19 protein-coding genes are annotated in these 20,505 nt (G+C 69.6%); 15 read left to right on the top strand and 4 right to left on the bottom strand.

What is annotated here, in order from left to right:
- Position 1: 1 nt before the first annotated feature.
- Positions 2-919 (top strand): polysaccharide deacetylase family protein, encoded by a 918-nt coding sequence (locus tag AB0H62_RS17465; RefSeq protein ID WP_360586871.1) that lies wholly within the window; start codon positions 2-4, stop codon positions 917-919.
- Between the two features lie 579 nt (positions 920-1,498).
- Here the strand turns inward: AB0H62_RS17465 and AB0H62_RS17460 are convergent.
- The 3 genes from AB0H62_RS17460 to AB0H62_RS17450 form a co-directional block, all read right to left on the bottom strand.
- Positions 1,499-1,624: a hypothetical protein gene (locus AB0H62_RS17460; RefSeq protein WP_255638153.1), complete on the bottom strand. Its 126-nt coding sequence runs from the start codon at positions 1,622-1,624 to the stop codon at positions 1,499-1,501.
- A gap of 3 nt (positions 1,625-1,627) precedes the next feature.
- Positions 1,628-2,632, bottom strand: coding sequence for a TerC/Alx family metal homeostasis membrane protein (locus AB0H62_RS17455; RefSeq protein ID WP_220247829.1), 1,005 nt, complete (start codon positions 2,630-2,632; stop codon positions 1,628-1,630).
- Positions 2,633-2,884: 252 nt separating this feature from the next.
- A complete protein-coding gene (locus AB0H62_RS17450; RefSeq protein ID WP_220241721.1) occupies positions 2,885-3,694 on the bottom strand; it encodes an IclR family transcriptional regulator in 810 nt (269 codons plus the stop codon).
- 229 nt (positions 3,695-3,923) lie between these two features.
- On the opposite strand from AB0H62_RS17450, the gene AB0H62_RS17445 reads away from it, so the two are divergent.
- The 3 genes from AB0H62_RS17445 to AB0H62_RS17435 are packed head-to-tail and all read left to right on the top strand — an operon-like array spanning position 3,924 to position 6,775.
- Positions 3,924-4,787 (top strand): ABC transporter permease, encoded by an 864-nt coding sequence (locus AB0H62_RS17445; protein WP_360586868.1) that lies wholly within the window; start codon positions 3,924-3,926, stop codon positions 4,785-4,787.
- Between the two features lie 46 nt (positions 4,788-4,833).
- A complete protein-coding gene (locus AB0H62_RS17440) occupies positions 4,834-5,877 on the top strand; it encodes an ABC transporter substrate-binding protein (RefSeq protein ID WP_220241719.1) in 1,044 nt (347 codons plus the stop codon).
- Between the two features lie 52 nt (positions 5,878-5,929).
- Positions 5,930-6,775, top strand: coding sequence for an ABC transporter ATP-binding protein (locus tag AB0H62_RS17435; RefSeq protein ID WP_360586866.1), 846 nt, complete (start codon positions 5,930-5,932; stop codon positions 6,773-6,775).
- 64 nt (positions 6,776-6,839) lie between these two features.
- Here the strand turns inward: AB0H62_RS17435 and AB0H62_RS17430 are convergent, their stop codons facing one another.
- Positions 6,840-7,649: an IclR family transcriptional regulator gene (locus AB0H62_RS17430; RefSeq protein WP_360586864.1), complete on the bottom strand. Its 810-nt coding sequence runs from the start codon at positions 7,647-7,649 to the stop codon at positions 6,840-6,842.
- Between the two features lie 170 nt (positions 7,650-7,819).
- On the opposite strand from AB0H62_RS17430, the gene AB0H62_RS17425 reads away from it, so the two are divergent.
- From AB0H62_RS17425 to AB0H62_RS17375, 11 genes are all read left to right on the top strand, one after another.
- On the top strand, positions 7,820-8,635 hold the full coding sequence (locus tag AB0H62_RS17425) for a sugar phosphate isomerase/epimerase family protein (RefSeq protein ID WP_360586862.1): 816 nt from the start codon (positions 7,820-7,822) through the stop codon (positions 8,633-8,635).
- Positions 8,632-9,138, top strand: coding sequence for a MaoC/PaaZ C-terminal domain-containing protein (locus AB0H62_RS17420; protein ID WP_220241715.1), 507 nt, complete (start codon positions 8,632-8,634; stop codon positions 9,136-9,138). The genes AB0H62_RS17425 and AB0H62_RS17420 overlap by 4 nt, the downstream gene beginning before the upstream one ends.
- Positions 9,138-9,893, top strand: coding sequence for an SDR family NAD(P)-dependent oxidoreductase (locus AB0H62_RS17415; protein ID WP_360586860.1), 756 nt, complete (start codon positions 9,138-9,140; stop codon positions 9,891-9,893). The genes AB0H62_RS17420 and AB0H62_RS17415 overlap by 1 nt, the downstream gene beginning before the upstream one ends.
- Complete coding sequence (locus AB0H62_RS17410; RefSeq protein WP_360586858.1) at positions 9,890-11,506, top strand: malonate decarboxylase subunit alpha; 1,617 nt, start codon at positions 9,890-9,892, stop codon at positions 11,504-11,506. Before AB0H62_RS17415 ends, AB0H62_RS17410 begins: the two co-directional genes overlap by 4 nt.
- A gap of 5 nt (positions 11,507-11,511) precedes the next feature.
- On the top strand, positions 11,512-12,768 hold the full coding sequence (locus AB0H62_RS17405; protein ID WP_220241712.1) for a CoA transferase: 1,257 nt from the start codon (positions 11,512-11,514) through the stop codon (positions 12,766-12,768).
- 24 nt (positions 12,769-12,792) lie between these two features.
- Complete coding sequence (locus tag AB0H62_RS17400) at positions 12,793-13,968, top strand: DUF993 family protein (protein ID WP_360586856.1); 1,176 nt, start codon at positions 12,793-12,795, stop codon at positions 13,966-13,968.
- Positions 13,965-15,365, top strand: coding sequence for a four-carbon acid sugar kinase family protein (locus tag AB0H62_RS17395; protein WP_220241711.1), 1,401 nt, complete (start codon positions 13,965-13,967; stop codon positions 15,363-15,365). Before AB0H62_RS17400 ends, AB0H62_RS17395 begins: the two co-directional genes overlap by 4 nt.
- Entirely contained in the window at positions 15,362-16,339 is a 978-nt protein-coding gene (gene denD / locus AB0H62_RS17390) for a D-erythronate dehydrogenase (RefSeq protein WP_360586853.1), read from the top strand. The genes AB0H62_RS17395 and denD overlap by 4 nt, the downstream gene beginning before the upstream one ends.
- Before the next feature lie 60 nt (positions 16,340-16,399).
- Entirely contained in the window at positions 16,400-17,704 is a 1,305-nt protein-coding gene (locus tag AB0H62_RS17385; protein WP_360586851.1) for an MFS transporter, read from the top strand.
- Positions 17,705-17,970: 266 nt separating this feature from the next.
- Positions 17,971-19,332 carry an MFS transporter gene (locus tag AB0H62_RS17380; RefSeq protein ID WP_360586849.1) on the top strand — a complete coding sequence of 454 codons (1,362 nt, stop codon included), beginning with the start codon at positions 17,971-17,973 and terminating at the stop codon, positions 19,330-19,332.
- Positions 19,332-20,492 (top strand): mandelate racemase/muconate lactonizing enzyme family protein, encoded by a 1,161-nt coding sequence (locus tag AB0H62_RS17375; RefSeq protein ID WP_360586847.1) that lies wholly within the window; start codon positions 19,332-19,334, stop codon positions 20,490-20,492. Before AB0H62_RS17380 ends, AB0H62_RS17375 begins: the two co-directional genes overlap by 1 nt.
- The last annotated feature ends 13 nt before the right edge of the window (positions 20,493-20,505 follow it).

Genomic DNA, 20,505 nt, shown 5'->3' with positions numbered 1-20,505 from the left:
GATGCAAGAAATTTCGAGCAACCTGAGCCGAAACCTGGTCGGCTATGGCAAGGATGTCCCGGTCGTCCGGTGGCCCAACGGCGCCAATGTGGCCGTCAACCTCGTGGTGAACTACGAGGAGGGCTCCGAGTACTCCCACGAGATGGGAGATGACGAGAACGACAGTCTCGCCGAAGTGGAATACGCCTTTCCGGCTCATCTGCGGGATCTGGCCAAGGAATCGATGTACGAGTACGGCAGCCGCGTCGGCGTGTGGCGACTGCTTCGCCTCTTCGACGAGTACGACGTCAAGGCCACGTTTTTCGGCTGCGCGGTGGCCTTCGAGCGCAACCCGGAGGTCGCCTCGGCGGCCCGGGAAGCCGGGCACGACCTGCTCGGGCACGGGTGGCGCTGGGAAGAGCAATGGCGCTTGTCGCGCGAGGAAGAGGCGAACCGGATCAAGAAGGCTGTCGCGTCTTTCAAGGAGACGTGGGGGGAAGCGCCGAGTGGCTGGTACTGCCGCTACGGCCCCTCGATCAACACGCGGGAGCTGGTCGTGGAGCACGGAGGATTCCTCTACGACTCGGACGCCTACAACGACGATCTGCCGTACTACGTCGACGTGAGCGGAGTCCGGCATCTCGTGGTCCCCTATTCGCTGACCTACAACGACATTCAGGGAACCCGCTCACCGAGCCTGTTTCTCGACTACCTGAAGCGTGGCTTCGACGAACTGTGGCTCGAAGGCTCGAGGGGCCGTCCCAAGATGATGTCCATCGGCCTTCATCCCCGGCTGGTGGGGCAGGCCGCGCGGACGGGGGCGTTGCGGGAGTTCATCGAATACGCCCAGGCCAAGGGTGGGGTCTGGTTCGCGCGCCGCGCGGATATCGCCCGCTGGTGGAATGAGCACTCGGCGGAATTCGTCACGGGGCAGGCGTAGGCAGTGCCCGCTCTGAGATTGAGATCGGCTGACCGGTCCTGAGGACGGGACGGGTCTTTCGGTGACAGGGCGAGACGTTCGGCCAACTCGTCCGCCGAGCCGGAAGACCCGTCCCGGTATCACCGCCCACGGCGCCGGCGGCGAACGCGCCGGTCACCCCTCGCCTGGCGCGATGCCGCCCCCAGCCGATGGCGGCGGCGGTGATGCCCGCGCTCACGATTTCCCGGGCGGCACCTCCCTTGAATGCCTTTGGGCGCGGCCGGTCGCGGAGAGCGTGAGCAACCCGCCGCCCATCAGGAGCCGGGCGGTACTTGCGGGTCATGAGCTTGCGGATGCGAGCGGTTTCGTCGCGGTCCGCGCGGCGAGTGGTTCCCTCGCCGCCCGCCAGGGAAGGGCCATCGAGGTGTTCCTGGCCGGGCTGATCATCCCGGTTGTGTGATTGCGAAGAGGCCGGCTCGGTCGCGGCGACTGATCCGACAGGGTGGGGGAGCGGGCGGCTCCCGGCCCCATCCGGCCGACCGCGTCGAGCGTCGGACCCGGAGCGTCGGCCCGACGAAGAAGCCGTCGCCGGTGACCGGTTCAGGAGCCTGGGCCACGTGGCGGCCGGGGTGGGGTCAACGCCGCACAGGTGATCACCAGCGCGGCGAGGATCAGCAGCGTGAGGAAGAGTTCGACCAGGGCGTTGACGAGCAGTTCGGTTGCCATGGCTCAATCCCGTCGGTTCTCGGCGGGCTCGGGTGTGCGGCGTGGCAGGAGGCTGGTGGTGGTGACCGTGGCCAGGACGAGGACGATGACCGCCAGGGAGATCGGGGTGGGGATCTGCGGCACGGCGGGCCAGACGCCGTGTGCCCAGTGCAGGACCAGTTTCAGCCCGATGAACGCGAGGATGACGGCCAGGCCGTGGTTGAGGTGGCGGAGTTTCGCCAACGCGGTGTGCAGCACGAAGTACAGGGCGCGCAGGCCGAGCAGGGCGAAGGCGTTGGTGGCGAACACCAGATAGGGGTCTTCGGTGATGCCGTAGACCGCGGGCACCGAGTCGATCGCGAACACGACGTCGGTGGTGAACACCGCCACCACCACGACCACCAGCGGAGTGAACACCCGTCGCCCGTGCCGGCGCACGGTCAACCGGGCTCCCTGGTAGTCGTCGGTGATCGGGATGAACCTGCGCAGCAGCCGCACCGATCGCATCCGTGAGGGGTCCGGCTCGGCATCGGCGTCCGTGAGCGCCTGGTGCAGGATCTTCACCGCCGAGGCGAAGAGGACCAGCCCGAACACGAGGAACGCCCAGGTTCCCGCCGCCAGCAGTGCGGCGCCGGCCGCGATGAACGCTCCCCGCAGCACCAGTGCGCCGACGATGCCGTAGAGCAACACCCGCTGCTGCAGCGCGGACGGGACCGCGAACGCGGCCAGCAGCAGCATGAACACGAACAGGTTGTCCACCGACAGGGACTTCTCGACGACGAAACCGGTCAGGAACTCCACCGCCTGGCCGCTCCCGAACGCGACCCACAGCCAGGCCCCGAACACCACCGGCAGCGCCAGGTAGAACACCGACCAGCCGACAGCCTCCCGCATCGACACTTCGTGCGGACGCCGTGTCACCATGAAGTCGGCGACCAGCAGCAAAAGCAGGACCGCGATGCTGATCAGCCACAACCAGAGCGACCCCACCGACTCGGCCGGAGCCGCCGCAACAACTTCCGCGGGCATAAGTACCTCCTCGAACGAGCGCATACCGCGCGTGTTCGAGGTCTCCTTCACCCTGTGCCGACGACACCCCGTGTCACCGACCTGGGCGGGCTCCCGAGGACATCACCGGGATGTCCGTATTGACCGGGTAGCCCCTGCGGAAGTACTCCCCTCGCGGTCAGTATGGCTTTGCCGTTCGAGAAAGTAAAGAATCATTAAAGGTGGACGAACGTGCCGGCGATCCCGCTCCCGCACCAGGTTCGACGCCGTGGGTCAGCCTGCCGTGCCGAATCCGTTGCGGGAGCGCAGTTCCTGCGTCAGGCTGCCCGCCAGTCCGGACAGTTCGGCGGCGGTTTCGGCGAGGCGTGGCGCGAGCGTTTCCATGCGTTCGTCGGTCAGCTGCAGGCTCGGGCCGGCGATGCTCACGACCCCGAGCGGTGCCCGTGTGTCCGGGTCGATCAGGGGGGTGGCCATCGCGGAGATCCCTTCCTCGACGCTGTCGTGGACGCGGGCCCAGCCGCGCTCGCGGGCTTCCTGGATCCGGGACTGGACCTCGGCCAGGGTCGTGGGTGCGTTGTGTCCCGCCGGGTAGCGTTCGTCGAAGTCCTGGCGGGCGACGAGGCGTAGAGCGTCGTTGTCGCTGAGGCCCGAAAGCCACGCGACGCCGCTGGCGGTCGACGCGAACGGGACCTCGGAGCCGTGGTCGGGGTCGTAGCGCAGGCCGGCGCGGGAGCCCTGGGACTTCGCGACCCACAGCAGCTGCTCGCCGTCGACGAGACCGAGCCGGACCAGTTGCCCGGATTCGGTGGCCAGTCTTGCCAGCACGGGCACGGCGAGCTCGAAGATCGTGCTGCTCGCCAGGTGTTTGAGGCCCAGGCTGACGATCCGCAAGGTGAGCGCGTAGTTGCCCGACGGCTCGTGCTGCCGGGCGAACCCCTCGTCGACGAGGTTCACCAAGATGCGGTGCGCGGCGCTCTTGGGCAGGTCCACGGCCTCGGCGATGCGGGTGAGCGGCAGGCCTTCCGGTGACCCGACCAGGCACTGCAGCACGGCCAGGCCGCGTGACAACGCCCCTGCTGGCATGGCTCCCCGCTCTCCGCCGCACCGAGGTCCGGCCGCCGTCTCCGGGCGTCGTCGGCGCGTGCCCGGTCTTCTCGTCAGTCGTTTGACATCATAACAGAACGGTGTTCCACTCTTGAAGGCCGTTCCATCGTATGGTGCACTTTCGACGCCCGGCCCCGGTCTCCCCAGGACGGCCGTGCCGGCAACGGGTCGCGCTGGGCCGGTTTCGCAGTCAAACAAAGGAGTTTGAATGTCTTCGTCGTTGTCGGCAGCAAGAGACGCGTCGCCGCCGGGTGACACTCGGCGGGTGACCGGGGGCAACGGCGAGCGCAGCAAGGCCGCACGCCGCAAGCGAGTCCGCCGCCGGATCTGGAGCGTCGTCCCGATCGCCACGTTCTTGGGCATCATCGCGCTGTGGGCGCTGGTCGTCGCCGTGCTGGACATCCCCAACTACCTGCTGCCGAGCCCGTGGGCGGTGTTCGAGCAGATCGTGAGCGGCTGGTCCGTGCTGTGGGAGAACGCGCAGACGACGATCGCCGAGATCCTCCTCGGCTTCGGTATCTCCATCGTCATCGCGATCCCGCTGGGGCTGCTGGTCGCCCGGTCGCTCGCGGCCCGGCAGATCATCTACCCGCCGGTGATGCTCGTGCAGCTCGTGCCGAAGGTCGCCGTCGCACCGCTGTTCGTGGTGTGGCTCGGGCTCGGCTTCAGCTCCAAGCTCCTGCTCACGGTCCTGATGACCTTCTTTCCCCTGCTGGTTTCCAGCATCAGCGGATTCTCCATTCTGGACACCCGCCTGCTGTACCTGACGAAGTCGATGGGCGCGAGCGGCTGGCAGACCTTCCGCTACCTGCGGTTCCCGGCCGCGCTCCCGGTGATCTTCTCCGGCCTCAAGACGTCGGCGACGCTGGCCGCGACCGCCGCGATCGTCGCCGAGTTCGTGGGGGCCAACAGTGGGCTCGGGTACGTGCTGCTGCAAGCCACCAACACGCTCGACTCCACCACCGTGTTCGCGGTCCTGGTGCTGCTGACGCTGCTGGGCGTGATCCTGAACTACCTCGTCGAGCTCATCGAGTTCCTGCTGACCCCCTGGCAACGCGCGAAGCTCACCTGAGCCGTCGTTCGCGAAAACTCCCCTCCCCGCAACGAAAGGTCTTCCCATGCACACCGCGTTCAGAAGGGCCGTGGCCGTCGTCGCCGCCGTCGGTTCCGTGAGTCTCGCCGTCGCCTGTTCGTCCGACGGGTCCGGGTCCTCTTCGGACGGTTCGGGCGGGACGAAGATCAGCTTCCAGCTCAACTTCCCGCCGGGCGGGTCGAACGCCGGGTTCGCCGCCGCGGTCGAGGAGGGCTACTACAAGGCCGCCGGCCTCGACGTGACGATCGTGCCCGGTACCGGTTCGTCGCTGACCGCGCAGATGGTCGCCTCCGGGCAGGCCTCGATCGGCTACGCCGACTCCACCGCGACCGCGCAGCTGATCGCCAAGCAGGCACCGCTGTCGGTGCTGGCCACCGTCTACCAGTCCAATCCGAACGCCGTCCTCGCCCTCCCGGGCAGCGGCATCACGTCGGTGCGGGACCTGAAGGGCAAGAAGGTGGGGACGCCGGTGCCGTCGTCGCAGGCGACGATGCTGCCGCTGTTCCTGGCCGCGAACGGGCTGTCGGCCAAGGACGTCAACCTGGTCAACCTCGCGCCGACGTCGCTGGTCCAGTCGCTGCTGCAGCACCGCGTCGACGCCATCCTCGGGTCGACCGACGCCTACCAGGTGCAGCTCGAGCAGCAGAACGCCGGGAAGCTGTTCGTCGCGCCGTTCGCGACGAACGGTGTGCCGACGGTCAGCACGTCGATCTTCGCCGACAAGGACTGGGCGGCGTCGCACGCGACCGAGGTGAAGGCGTTCGTCAAGGCTTCGTTGCAGGGCTGGCATTTCGCCGCCACGAACCCGGACAAGGCGACCGCGGACGTGACGAAGCTGTGGGGTGCCAAGGCGGACAAGGCCTCCGGCGCCGAGCTGAAGGCCATCATCGGCAGCAACCTGCTGTGCGCGGGCGGTGCGAAGTTCCTCGGCAAGGCCGAACCGGCCCAATGGGTCAAGACGCAGGACCTGCTCTCCCAGGTCGGCCTGCTGCCCAAGGGCGTCGACCCGACGAAGTACTACAGCTACGACTACCTGCCGGCCGACTTGCAGCCGTGCCCCGTGAAGTGAGGACCGGCCTGATGAAACCGCACGCAGAACCCGCATCCGGGAGGCCCCGACCATGACCGCCGCACAGTCCGCCGGCCCCGGTACCCGGGCGGCGAGCACCCCGATCGTCGTCGACGGGGTCAGCAAAGTCTTCGGCGAAGACACCGACAAACCGTTCGAGGCGGTGCGGAGCGTGTCGATGGACATCGCACCCGGCGAGTTCGTCTCGGTCGTCGGCCCGTCCGGCTGCGGCAAGAGCACGCTGATGCTTATGATCGCCGGCCTGCTGGAGCGTTCGACCGGCACCATCACCGTGGGCGATGCGACCGTCGACGGTCCGATCACCGACGTCGGCATCGCGTTCCAGGACCACCTGCTGCTCGATTTCCGTACGGCGGAGAAGAACGTGCTGCTGCAGGCCGAGATCCGCGGGCTGGACAAGGCCCGGCTCAAGGCCCGTTCGGACGAGCTGTTCGAGCAGCTGCGCCTGGGCCAGGCGAAGTCCCGCTACCCGCGCCAGCTCTCGGGTGGCATGCGCCAACGCGTGTCGCTCATCCGGACGCTGGTGCACGACCCGTCGGTGATCCTGATGGACGAGCCGTTCGGGGCGCTGGACGCCCTCACTCGGCTGCAGGTGCGAACCGACCTGGAAGCTCTCTGGCTGGAGCGCCGTCCGACGGTCGTGTTCATCACGCACTCGGTGGAGGAGGCGGTGGGCCTGTCCGACCGGATCTTCGTGATGAGCCCGAGCCCGGGGGAGATCGTCGACGAGGTCGTGGTCGAGCTGCCCCGGCCGCGGCCGATCGTGCTGGGCGAGTCGCCCGAGTTCTTCGCCTACGTCGACCGCATCTACAAGCAGTTTCAGCGGATGGGTGTCCTGCACGGGATCGACGTGCCCACCACCAGCGGGGAGGCCTGACCGGCTGTCGGCGGCGGTGTCCCGGTGTTCGCCGCCCGTGCGGGCGCCGGGGCACCCCCTCAGGTCAGCTCGACACGCCGGGTTCGGTGCGGGTCCGGATCTCCTGCGACAGGCTGCCCGCCAGCCCCGACAATTCCGCCGCCGTCTCGAGCAGGCGGGGCGCGAGTTCCGTCATGCGCTCGTCCGGCAGCTGGAGACTCGGGCCGGCGATGCTCACGACGCCCAGCGGCGCACCGCTGTCGGGGTCGACCAAGGGGGTCGCCATCGCGGAGATGCCTTCTTCGACGCTGTCGTGGACGTGGGCCCAGCCGCGTTCGCGCGCTTCGTGGATGCGGGACTGGACCTCGGCCAGGCTGGTGGGCGCGTTGTGTCCCGCGGGGTAACGCTCGTCGTAGTCCTGGCGGGCGACCAGGCGCAGCGCTTCGTCGTCGGTGAGCCGCGACAACCAGGCGACGCCGCTGGCCGACGACGCGAACGGGATCTCGGAGCCGTGGTCGGGGTCGTAGCGCAGGCCGGCCCGGGCGCCCTGCGACTTGGCCACCCACAGCAGTTGCTCACCGTCCACCAGGCCCAGGCGGACGAGCTGGCCGGACTCCGCGGCCAGCCGGGCGAGCACGGGCACGGCGAGTTCGAAAATGGTGCTGCTCGCGAGGTGGCGCAGCCCGAGGCTCACGATCTTCAACGTGAGCGCGTAGTTGCCCGACGGCATCTGCTGCCGTACGAACCCTTCCTCGACGAGGGACGTCAGGATGCGGTGCGCGGCGCTTTTCGGCAGGTCCAGTTCCTCGGCGATGCGCGCCAGCGGGACGCCCTCCGCGTGCCCGACGAGGCTCTGCAGAACACCCAGACCGCGCGACAATGCCCCTGCTGCCATTGCTCCCTGCTCTCCGCCGAACCGACGTCCGGCAAGCGTAGCCGAGCGCTGGTGCGACGGCGCTCAGTGTGGTCACCAGCCGATTGACAATTTTTCAGAACGATGTTCCACTCTTGAAGTACGTTCCATTTATGGCGGATGCTGCCGCCGCGAGAGACAAAGGAGTCGGAGTGCCTGCCGTCGAGACCGTGCTGAGCCAGGGCAGCTTCCTGCACCTGGACACCGGTGAGTTCGTGACGGCGGCGGCCGGAGCCGGGTTCGACGCGGTGGCGGTGTGGCGCCAGGCGCCGGGATACCGCGGAGCCCGTGCGACGGCGAAGGAGGCCGAACGCGCGGGGATCCGGGTGGACACGGTGTGCCGCGGCGGTTTCCTCGGCCACTCCGAGCACGACGAGACTGTGCGCGCGCTCGACGAAGCGGCCGAGTTGGGCGCAGGTGTGCTCGTGGTCATCGCCGGGCCGCCGCGGCCCGGCGATCCGCGCGCGGCCGAAGCCGACCTCGAGGCCGCACTCGAACTCGCCCTGCCGGCCGCGGAACGGGCCGGCGTCGTCGTGGCGCTGGAGCCCTTCCACCCGGTGCTCGCCGCCGACCGGTCGTGGCTCGTCACGTTGGCGCAGGCGACCGACGTCGTCGAGAGGCTCGATTCGCCGTTCCTCGGGATCGCCGTCGACAGCTACCACCTGTGGTGGGATCACCGGCTCGCCGCCGGGCTCACCCGGGCCGGGCGCCGGATCGCCGCCGTGCAGATCGCCGACTGGATGGTGCCGGAGCCTGGCCGCCTGCCGCCCCGGGGTCTCCCCGGTGAGGGCGTCGTCCCGCTCCGCGAGTTCGTCCGGCTCACCCGGGAAGCCGGCTACGCGGGCGCGCTCGAGATCGAGGTGCTCGGCGACCGGTTCCGGTCGCTGCCGCCGCTCGATGCCGCCCGTTCGCTCAAGACCGCTCTCGACGACACCGGTGTCGGGGCAGAGGAAGGAAGCCACGCATGAGCAAGGAGATTCCCCGGCAAGGACTGCTGTACGAGGACCTGTCCGTCGGTCTTTCGTTCCGCAGCCCCGGCCGCACGATCACGGATGCCGACGTCATCGGCTTCGCCGGGCTCACCGGGGACTTTTCCGAGGTGCACACGAGTGACGTGTACGCCAAAGCCAGCCAGTTCGGCCGGCGGATCGCCCACGGCATGCTCGGGCTGGCCTACGCCCACGGGCTGATGTGGCCGCGCACGGAACTGCTGCGGAACACCGCGATCGCGTTCCTGGGCATCAAGGAGTGGCGGTTCGTCGGGCCGATCTTCATCGGCGACACGATCTTCGTGAACTACTCGGTCGCCGAAATGCGCGACTCGAAGTCCAAGCCGGACCAGGCGATCGTGACCTTCGACGTCGAGGTGGTCGACCAGGACGGGCGGGTCTGCCAGCAGGGGCAGAAGGTCGAACTGCTGTCCAAGGTGCCGCTGGGTGGCGTCGCCGCGAGTGAGAAGGCCGGCGACTGATGGCGGGACGGTTCACCGGCAAGCGCGCTCTGGTCACCGGCGGGGGCCGGGGCATCGGCCGCGCGATCGTGGAGCGTCTCGCGGCGGAAGACGCCGCGGTCGTGGTGGCCGACGTCGACCTCGCACACGCCCGGTCGGCGGCGGAAGCCCTGCGGGACAAGGGCTTCACCGTCGAGGCACGAACCCTCGACGTCGGCGACCCCGCCTCGTTCGCATCGTTCGACGAGCGGCTCGACGTGTTGGTCGCCAACGCGGGCATCCAGACCTTCGCTCCCGCGAGCGAGCTGACCGTCGCCGACTGGGACCGGGTGCTCGACGTCAACGCGCGCGGCACGCTGCTCACGCTGCAACTGGCCGCGCGATGCCTGCGCGAGGGCGGCGCGGCGGTCACCGTCGCCTCGATCCAGGCGCTGCTGCCCAACGCGCTTTCGGCGAACTACGCCGCCTCCAAGGCCGCCGTGCTCAGCCTGACAAAGTCGTTCGCGGCCGAGCTCGCACCGCGCGGGATCCGTGTCAACGCGGTGGCGCCGGGCCGGATCGACACCGCCCTGTCCGACTTCGGCAGCGAACAAGTCGGGCGCATCACCGGGCAAGACGCGGCGGAAGCGCTGCAACGCCGGCTCTCGACCAACCCGCTGGGCCGCATCGGCCGGCCCGACGAGGTGGCGGCCGCGGTGGCGTTCCTCGCGTCCGACGACGCGTCGTACATCACCGGCGAGTGCGTGAACGTGTGCGGCGGGGACGTGATGGCGTGATCCCGCTCGACGCGGCGCCCTCCGGCCGGGACCGCACCGACTTGCACCTTTCGCCCGAGGCGGCCGTCGCGCTCGTGCCCAGCGGTGCGACCGTGGCGGTCGGGGGCACCGGCTCCCTCCTGCAGGTCCCCGAAACGCTCCTCGCAGCGCTCGAACAGCGCTGGGAGGACGGTGGTTCGCCGTCCGGTCTCACGGTCGTGCACGTGATGGGGCTGGGCGACCACGAAGGGCGGGGTGTGGACCACGTCGCGATCCCGGGGCTCGTCCGCCGGTTCGTGGGCTCGCACTTCGTGCTCTCACCGCGGGAGCAGGGGGTGATCGCGCGCGACGAGGTCGAGGCCGTCGGCCTGCCCGCGGGCACGATCTCCTTGCTGTACCGGGAGATCGCTGCCGGCCGGCCCGGCCTGCTCACCGACATCGGCCTGGGCACCTTCGTCGACCCCCGTCGGCAGTGGGGGCGGATGAACGAGCGCACCACCACCGGGCTGAGCGAGCTGGTGACCCTCGGCGGGCAGGAGTGGCTGTTCTACCCGCGGTTCGGCGTCGACATCGCGCTGCTGCGCGCCACCGAAGCCGACGTCGACGGCAACATCGGCATGGACGACGAAGCCGCGTTCGGCGACAACCTCGCGATCGCGCAGGCCACGCACGCCAGTGGGGGACTGGTGCTCGTCGAGGTCAAGCGGCTCGTGGACCGGGGCGAAATCCCGGCGAACCGGGTCCGGATCCCCGGACCGCTGGTCGACCACGTCGTGCTCACCGACTACCCCAACCAGACGCCGATCACGGTCGCCGACCCACGCCGTACCGGCACGCTGCCCAACCGGCCGACGGAGGTCGAGCCGCTGCCGTTCGACGAGCGCAAGGTCGTCGCGCGCCGGGCGGCGATCGAGCTGCACGAGGGCGACCTCGCCAACCTGGGCGTCGGCATGGCCAACGGCATCAGCTACGTCGCGTTGGAAGAAGGGTTCCTCGACCGCTTCACCCTCACTGTGGAGCAAGGCGTCTTCGGCGGCTTGCCCGGTGTCGGGCTCGACTCCGGTACCGCGATCAACCCGTCGGCGATTGTGGACATGCCGAGCCAGTTCGACCTCTACGACGGCGGCGCGCTCGACTTCGCCGGGCTCGCCTACGCCGAGATCGACCGGCACGGCAACGTCAACGTCGCCACGGCCGGCGGCAAACCGATCGGTCCGGGCGGATTCATCGACATCAGCCAGAAGGCCCGCACGGTCGTGTTCTGCGGGACCCTGCGTGGCGGAGGGCTCGACGTCGGCGTCACCGACGGCCGGCTCGTCATCGCGAAGGACGGCCGCTACCCGAAGTTCGTCGACGAGGTTTCCCACATCTGCTTCAGCGCCGAACGCGCCCACGCGCAAGGACAGCAGGTGCTGTACGTGACCGAACGCGCGGTGTTCCGGTTGTCGGCCGAGGGGGTGGAACTCGTCGAGATCGCCCCCGGCGTCGACCTGCGGCGCGACGTACTCGACCAGATGGGCTTCGTGCCCCTGATGCGTTCGGAACCCAGCTTGATGGATTCCCGCTTCTTCCGGCCCGAGCCGGCCGGGCTGAAACCGCGCCCGCGGCGTGACAAGACCACAGAAAGGCCGTAGTTCTCATGACCGATGCGTTCGAAGGTGTCCGCATCCTCGATTTCACCCAGCTCGAGCAAGGCCCGTCGGCCACGCAGGTGCTGGCCGACTTCGGGGCCGAGGTGATCAAGGTCGAGCGGATCGACGCCGGCGAGATCGGCCGGTTCCAGCCGCCGTTCCTGGCGAACGGGTTCAGCCCGCACTGGTCGGCGACCAACCGCAACAAGAAGAGCATCAGCGTCGACGTGAAGTCGCCGGAGGGCAAAGCTCTCGTCCACCGGCTCGCGAAGGACGCCGACATCGTCGCGAGCAACTTCCGGCCCGGCGTGATGGACCGGCTCGGCTTCGGCTGGGACGAGCTGTCGAAGCTCAACCCGCGGATCATCGTCGCCTATGCCTCGGGGTACGGGCTGTCCGGGCCGTACGTGCACCGCCGCGGCCAGGATCTGGCCGCCCAGTCGATCAGTGGCCTGATGGCGCTGACCGGAAGCCAGGCGACCGGCCCGGTGCCGGTGGGCACGTTCATGGTCGACTACCTGGCGTCCATGCAGTTCGCGCAGGGCATGATGATCGCGCTCGCCGCCCGGGCGAAGACCGGCCGCGGCCAGGTCGTCGACTCGAACCTGCTCAACGCGGCGATCACCAGCCATTTGCAGGAAGGCACGACCTACCTCAACACCGGGCAGCGGTTCGACCGGCCGTCCGCCGGCATCGCCCACGCCCACAACACCGCGCTCTACGGCTACTACGAGGCCGCCGACGGCCTGTGGTTCACGCTCATCGGCGAGTTCTACGTCGACGAGCAGTGGAAACGCTCGGCCCGGGCCGGCGGGCTCGCGCAAGAACACGTGGACGACCCGCGGTTCCAGACCATCGAAGGCCTGCGCGAGCACACCGAGGAGACCCACCGGCTGCTCGCCGAGGCGATCCGGAAGTTCCCGCGCGCCGAGATCATGGCCCGCTTCGAAGCCGAGGACGTGCTCGTCGCGCCGGTCCACGAGTACGACGCCGTGTTCGAGGATCCGCAGGTGCGCCACAACGGCCTCGTCATCGAGTCCGATGTGGACGGAGTGGGGCCGGTCAAGTGGGTCGGCATGCCCGTCGCGCTCTCGGAGACCCCGGCGCGGCTGCGCCACGTCCCGCCGAAGATCGGCCAGCACAACGACGACGTCCTCACCGCCGCGGGCCTCACCCCCGAACAAATCGCGCACCTCAAGGCCACGGGCGTGATCGGCTCCGAAGCCGACCGCGAACGCACCGGCGGCACAGCCGCCTGGTCCTGACCCCCAGCAAGGAGATTCCCCGCAGTGACCACCCTGAATTCGACGTCGCTCGTCGTGCCCACCCTGGACGGCGGCACCACCCGGCACGTGATGCACGAAGCCGTCGACTATCCGCGCCACCCGGCGCCGTTCGCCTCGCGCACCGTGCTCGCGGCCGCCCACGTGGTCGCCGACGCGCGCGCCGACTACCAGCCGGGGCACCGGCCGCCGGTCGACTGGGAAGCGACCATCGCCTTCCGGCAGCACCTGTTCTCCTACGGTGTCGGCATCGCCGAGGCCATGGACACCTCCGAGCGCGGGCCCGGCGGCCTGGACTGGTCCCAGGCCCAGGAGCTCATCCGCCTCGGAGTCGCCGCCGCCCGGGAAGCAGGGGCCGCCGTGGTCGCCGGGGCCGGCACCGACCAGCTCACCTCGGCCCGGCCCGAGCTCGCGGAGATCGTCGACGCCTACACCGAACAGCTCGAGTTCGTGCAGGCGCAGGGGAGTGCCGCGGTCCTGCGCGCGAGCCACGCCCTGGTGTCCGTCGCGAAGACCTCGGACGACTACCTCTCGGTGTACCGCGACGTGCTGTCGAAAGCGGACAACCCCGCCATCGTGCACTGGCTCGGCACCGGGTTCGACCCGAGCCTGGCCGGGTACTGGGGTCACACCGACGTGCTCTCGGCCATGGACGTGGTCGTCCAGCTGGCCCGCGACAACGTCGAGAAGCTCGAAGGCATCAAGTTCAGCCTGCTCGACCACGAGCTGGAGCAGGAGTTCCGCCGCCGCCTGCCCGCCGGCGTGAAGGTGTTCACCGGCGACGACTACGGCTACACCGACCTGCTGCTGGGTGACGGCGAGCACCACAGCCACGGATTGCTCGGGGTGCTCGACCCGATCGCGCCCATCGCGGCGGCCGGATTCGCGGCGCTCGACGCCGGCGACGAAGCCGGCTTCACCGAGACGATGAACCGCTCGATCCCGCTCGCGGTCAAGATGTTCGAGGCCCCGGCCGACCGGTACAAGGTCGGCACGGTGTTCGTCGCCTGGCTCTCGGGCCACCAGGACCACTTCCGCATGGTCAGCGGCCGCGAAGGCATGCGGTCGCTGCAGCACCTGACCGACCTGTTCGTGCTCACCGACGAGCTCGGTCTCTTCCCCGACCCCGAGCTGGCCGCCCACCGCATGCGCCTGCTGCTGGCCACCGAGGGGATCGAGTGACCCCGGGGACGCTGCCGCCGGTCCGTGGTGTCCCGGTCGAGCAGGTGCGGCGCGCGCTCGCCGGTGCCCGCCAGGTCGCGGTGCTCGACGACGACCCCACCGGCACGCAGACCGTGCGTGAACTGCCCGTGCTCACCCGCTGGACGGTCGAGGACATCCGCTGGGCCCTGCGGCAGGGCACGGCGGGGTTCTACGTGCTGACCAACACTCGGAGCCTTTCGCCCGAGGACGCCGCCGCCCGTGACCGTGAGGTCGCCGAGGCCTGTCTCGTCGCGGCGGAACAGGAGAACGTCCGGCTCGCGTTCGCCAGCCGCAGCGATTCGACGCTGCGTGGCCATTTCCCGCTGGAGACCGACGTCCTGGGCGACGTGGTGTCGCGCCATGGTGCGGCGGTCGACGGGGTCCTGCTGGCACCGGCCTATGTGGACGCCGGGCGCGTCACGATCGAGGGCACGCACTGGCTGCGCGGTGCCGGCGGTCTCGTGCCGGTGGCCGAGAGCGAGTTCGCCCGCGACGCGTCCTTCGGCTATCGCTCGTCGAAGCTCTCCGAGTGGGTGGAAGAGAAGAGCGCGGGCCGCATCCCGCGAGGCGAAGTCGCCGAGCTGACGCTGGACGTGATCCGCACCGGCACGGACGGCACGTTGCGCGCCCGGCTGAACGACGTCCGCGACGGCCGGGTAGTCGTGCTCGACGCCGACGAGGACGACGACCTCCGCGCGAGTGTGCTCGCGATCCTCGCGGCGGAACAGGACGGAAAAACGTTCCTCTACCGCGTCGGCCCGTCGTTCGTGCGAGCGCGGGTCGGGCAGGACGCGCAGCCGCCGATCGACGACGGGACGCTCGCGCGGCTGGTCGAGGGCGACGCGCACGGCCTCGTCGTCGTGGGGTCCCACGTAGGACTCACGAGCCGGCAGCTCGAGCACCTCGCCGTCCGGCGCCGCTTCACCACCGTCGAGCTCGACGTGCCGACGATCCTCGACGACCGACGTTCGGAACAGCACCTGCGCGACGCTGTCACCGCGGCCACGACGGCGCTGACGGACTCACTTGTCGTCCTGCGAACCTCGCGAACCCTCGTCAAGGGCCGGGACGAAGCGCACAGCCTGGAGATCGCGCGGCGGGTCAGCGCCGCGCTGACCCGGGTCGCGGGGGAGACCGTCGCGGCGCGGCGTCCGTCCTATGTGGTCGCGAAGGGCGGCATCACCTCGTCCGACGTGGCCACGGAGTCTCTCGGGATCGACCGGGCGTGGATCCGGGGCTCGCTGCTGCCGGGCATCGTTTCTCTGTGGGAGCCGGCGTCGGGTCCGGCGCGGGGGCTGCCCTACATCGTGTTCGCGGGGAACGTCGGCGGCGAAACGTCACTGGCCGACGTCATCGACCGACTGGAGAAAGCATGAGCACGCGCATCGTCATCACCGGTGGCGCCGGATTCCTCGGCGCGCTGCTCGCCCGTCGTCTGCTCGAAGCCCCGATCGGCTTCGGCGGCGCGGCACCCGAAGAGATCGGTCAGCTCGTGCTCGTCGACTTGGTCACCCCGCCCGCCGACCTCATCGCCGACGAGCGGGTGCGCTCGGTCGTCGGCGATCTCGCGACAGCACTCGACGATCTCGGTCCAGTGGACGCGATCTTCCACTTGGCCGGTGTGGTCAGTGGCGCGGCGGAGGCCGATTTCGACCTCGGCATGCGCACCAATCTCGACGGCGCTCGCACGCTGCTGGAGTACGCGCGGGCGCTGGCCGTGCCACCGGTGGTGGTGTTCTCCAGCTCGCTGGCGGTGTTCGGCAGTGATCCGGCGATCGGCCCGATCGGCGCCGTCGACGACGACACCTTGCCGCGGCCGCAGTCCAGCTACGGCATCCAGAAGTTCATCGGCGAACAGCTCGTGGCCGACTACACCCGCAAGGGATTCGTGCGCGGCCGGTCGGTTCGGCTGATGACCGTGTCGGTCCGGCCGGGAAAGCCCAATGCGGCAGCGTCGAGCTTCCTGTCCGGCATCATCCGCGAGCCGCTGGCCGGAAAGCGCGCCGCTTGTCCGGTGCCGTCCGACACGCCGATCGCGTTGTCCTCCCCGCGCAAGACTCTGGAGGGGCTGCTGCGTGCGGCCGAAGTCGGCGACGCAACGTGGGGAAGTCCGACAGCGATGAACCTGCCGGCGCTCACGACCACCCCGCAGGAGATGGCGTTCGCCCTCGACCGCGTGGCGGGTGCCGGTACCAGCGACCTCATCGACTGGACGGACGACGCGGGCGTCGGCGCCATCGTGCGCAACTGGCCGGCCCGGTTCCACACCCCCCGCGCGGACAAGCTCGGCCTGGCAGCGGAACGTTCCTTCGACGACATCGTCCGCGCCTACGTCGACGGCTTGAAGTAAGGAAGCGCACCAGATGACAACGGCAACGAAGCCACCGTCCCTTTGCGACGGAGGCCGGGCATGACCATCCGCGACCTGGAGCCAGAAGTGTCCCTCCGCACCGCGAAAGAGGTTCGCCGCGTCGGCTTGGCCGGCGGTATCGGCACGCTCATCGAGTACTACGACTACGCCCTCTACGGCTACGTCTCGGCGATCATCGCGCCCTTGTTCTTCCCCGGCAAAGACCCCGTGGCGTCCCTGCTGGCGGTCCTGGCCGTGTTCGCCCTGTCGTACGTGATCCGCCCGATCGGCGGGATCGTGTTCGGCTGGGTCGGCGACCGGTTCGGGCGCAAGCGGGCGCTGCTCGTCACCGTCGTCGGCATCGGGCTCGCCAACACCGCCATCGGCGTGCTGCCGACCTACGCCATGGCCGGTGTCCTCGCACCGGTCCTCCTGCTGGTCGTGCGGCTGGCGCAGGGCTTCTTCGCCGGCGGCGAGGTCGGCGGTGCCGCGACCGTGATCTCGGAGGCCGCGCCACCGGGCAAGAAGGCCCGCTACGGCGCGTTCACCCCGATGGGCACCAACGCCGGCTTCGCGATCGCTTCGGCCGCGGTCGGCATCGTGTCCGGAGTGCTGGCCGCTGACCAGCTGAGCTCCTGGGGCTGGCGGATCCCGTTCCTCATCGGCCTGCCGCTCACCGTCGTGTGCTACCTCGCGCGGCGCATGCTGCCCGACATCGACCGCGACGTCACGACCGCCCGCCACGGTTTCCCCTTGACATCCGCCCTGCGTGACTACCCCGGGGCACTGGTCAAGGCGACTGCGCTCGGCATCGGCGTGCAGGGCGCGGCGTACATCGGCTCCACGTTCATCTCCATCTACCTGGTCACCAACCTGCACTACGCGAAATCGCCGGTGTACTGGATCACCGCGGCGGTCACCCTCGTGGCGGTCGGTCTCATGCCGTTCACGGGGCGGCTCGCCGACCGCATCGGTCCGCTCAAGGTCGCCGTGATCGGGCTCGTGGGCTACGCCGTGATCACCTATCCCGGCTTCCTGCTCATGGACGTCGGCAACCTGGGGCTCGCCGCGCTCGGCTACGTGCTCATCATGGTCAACATGGCGTTCCTCCAGGTCGCCTCCTACACCGTGACACCGCAACTGTTCCCCGACGAGGTCCGCTACACCGGCACCGCGCTGGCCACGAACATCTCCGTGGTCATCGCCGGCGGCACCGCGCCCTACATCGGCACCTGGCTGGTCAGCGCGACCGACGACCTGCGCTCGCCGTACTACTTCGTCCTCACCACGTCGCTCGTCGGGCTGATCGCGGTGGCGGCGATGCGGAAACGGCGCCCCCTGGCGCAACCCACCGTCGCCGCCTGAGGACGCCGCCGAACCACGGGTGGCCGCGACCGCTGTCGAAGCGGCCGCGGCCACCCGTGTCGGTTTTGGCCTTTCCTGTCGAGACCGAGGACCGCGCTGACGCAGCAGGCCAGTTGACCCGCACTGGCCTGGCATCCCTCCCGGGGCCTGACGCACCGTTGCACGAGCCGACGGAGAAGCGAGCTGTCCTGGTCGGACGGACGCGCCGGCGCGAGATCGTGGATCCGTCGTGCCCGCATCAGTCCTTAATGGAGAGGATGACATGAATGGATGCGCGACGAACACCGGCTGAGCCGGACCCGGTCGACGGCGGGAAGTCGCCGATGCGGCGTCGAGTCGTGGCCGCCAGCATCATCGGCAGCGCTCTCGAGTGGTACGACTACGCTCTCTACGGGCTCGCGTCGGCGTTGGTGCTGAACAAGTTGTTCTTCCCGGACCTCGGTTCGGAGGTCGGCACGATCGCGTCGGTGGCCACCTTCGCCGTCGGGTTCGTGGCGCGGCCGCTCGGCGGTGTGGTGCTGGGCAACCTCGGCGACCGCCACGGCCGCAAGGCCGTGATGATCACCACCCTCGTGCTGATGGGCATCGCGACGACGTTGATCGGCGCGTTGCCGACCTACGGCAGTATTGGCGTCTGGGCGCCGATCCTGCTCGTGTTCCTGCGGCTGTGCCAGGGCTTCGGCGCGGGCGCCGAGTTCGGCGGCGCGGTGGTGATGAGTGCCGAGTACGCGCCTCCCGGGAAACGGGGCCTGTTCGCGTCGACCGCGCAGGTCGGCGCCGAGATCGGGATGCTGCTCTCGACGGCCGCCTTCGCGGTGATCGGCACCCTGCCGGAGAACCAGCTGCTCTCGTGGGGCTGGCGAATCCCGTTCCTGGTCGGGATCGTGCCCGTGGCGGTCGGTCTGTTCCTGCGGCTGCGGGTGCAGGAAACGCCCGAGTTCCAGCGGGTCAAGGGCACCGGCGAGCAGCCCCGCGTCCCGATGGCGGAACTGTTGCGCACGGCACCGAAGCAGGTGCTCCTCGCCGCCGGCGCGCGGCTGATGGACCCGCCGCTCGGCTACCTCTACACGGTTTTCGTCACGGTCTACGCGGTCAAGCAAGTCGGCGTCGCGCAGCAGACGGTGCTGACCGGCCTGCTCATCGCGTCCGCCCTCGGCATCGGGTCCGTGGCGCTGTTCGGCCACCTCACGGACCGGCTGGGCACCAAACGGGTCTACCTGACCGCGGCCGCGTTCGCGATGGTGCTCGCGTTCCCGTTCTACTGGCTCGTCGACACCGGGCAGCCCGTGGTCATCTGGCTCGCGCTCATCCTCGGCACGTCGGTCGGGAAGGAGCTGAACAACGCCGGGCAGGCGGCCTACCTGACCGAGATGTTCGAGCCGCGGATCCGGGTGAGCGGCGTGTCCCTGGCCCGTGAGTCGGTGTCGGCGGTCGGTGGCCTGATCCCCGTGGCCGGGCTGAGCCTGGTGAATCTGGCGGGTGGTTCCTATTGGCCCGTGGCGTTGCTGATGGTCGTGCTCGGCGCGATCAGCTTCGTCTGCATCTCCCTGTCCAAGCCCGCGGTCGCGGCTGCGAACGATCCCGACGCGACTGCCGCGCCGGCCTACGCGAAAGACGGTGCCGCCTGATGAAGATCACGAAGGTCGAGCCGATCCTGGTCGACCGCTACCTCTTCGTCCAGGTCCACACCGACGAAGGCCTCGTCGGGCTCGGCGAGTCGGGGGCGTGGGGCTTCCACGAGTCCGCCGCCGCCGCGGTGGTGAAGTTCGGCGAGTACCTGCTCGGCGAGGACCCGCTGCGGATCGAGCACCACTGGCAGTACCTCTACCGCGCCTTCCACTTCCGCGGCGCCGACATCATGGGTGCGCTCAGCGCGATCGACATCGCCCTGTGGGACCTGGCCGGCCAGTACCGCGACGCCTCGGTCCACGCGCTGCTCGGCGGCCCCGTCCGTGAGCGCGCGCGGGTGTACCAGCACGTGGTCGGTACGACCCGCCAAGAGCTCGTCGCCGGCGTGAAGGCGGCCAAGGAGCAGGGGTTCACGGCCGTCGGGCACCTGACGCCGTTCCTCGACGAAGACCGCTCCGTGCCGTACTTCGAGACCCACGCGGCGAAGATCGGCCACGCGATCGAGGCCGTCGGCGCCTACCGCGACGCCGTCGGTGACGACGTCGACCTGTGCATCGAGATCCACCGGCGCCTCACCCCGGCCGAGGCGGTGCAGCTCGGACTGGGCATCGCCGAGTTCCGCCCGCAGTTCCTCGAAGACCCGGTGACGCCGGACAACTTCGACGAGATGGAGTACGTCGCGAGCCGGGTCGACGTGCCGATCGCGACGGGGGAGCGGCTCACCTCGATCTGGGAGTTCGCCATGCTCCTGCGCCGCTCGGCGGTGCAGTTCGTGCGGCCGAACGTCGGCATGGTCGGCGGCATCACGGGAGCGAAGAAGATCGCCGCGCTCGCCGAAGCGCAACACGTCGGGGTCGTGCCGCACAACCCACTCAGCCCCGTGCTCACGGCCGCGTCGCTGCAGATCGCGGCGGCGATCCCCAACTTCGCCCTGCTCGAGTACCCGGGCCGCACCTGGCATTCGCTGCTGGCCGACCGGCCGGACGGCGGCGAGATCGTGACGGGTCAGCCCGAGTACGACGGCCGTGGGTTCCTCCTGGTCGACGCGAGCCCGGGGATCGGGGTGAAACTGCGTCCGGACGTGACCGAGCGCGTGCCGTACGTGCCACGGCCGGTCAAGGCGCGCCTGAGCATCGACGGGTCCGTGATCGACCAGTAGGTACCGTCGGGCC

This window comes from Amycolatopsis sp. NPDC050768 (assembly GCF_040654155.1).
GTDB lineage: Bacteria > Actinomycetota > Actinomycetes > Mycobacteriales > Pseudonocardiaceae > Amycolatopsis.
This window is presented reverse-complemented; position numbering and strand designations above follow the sequence as displayed.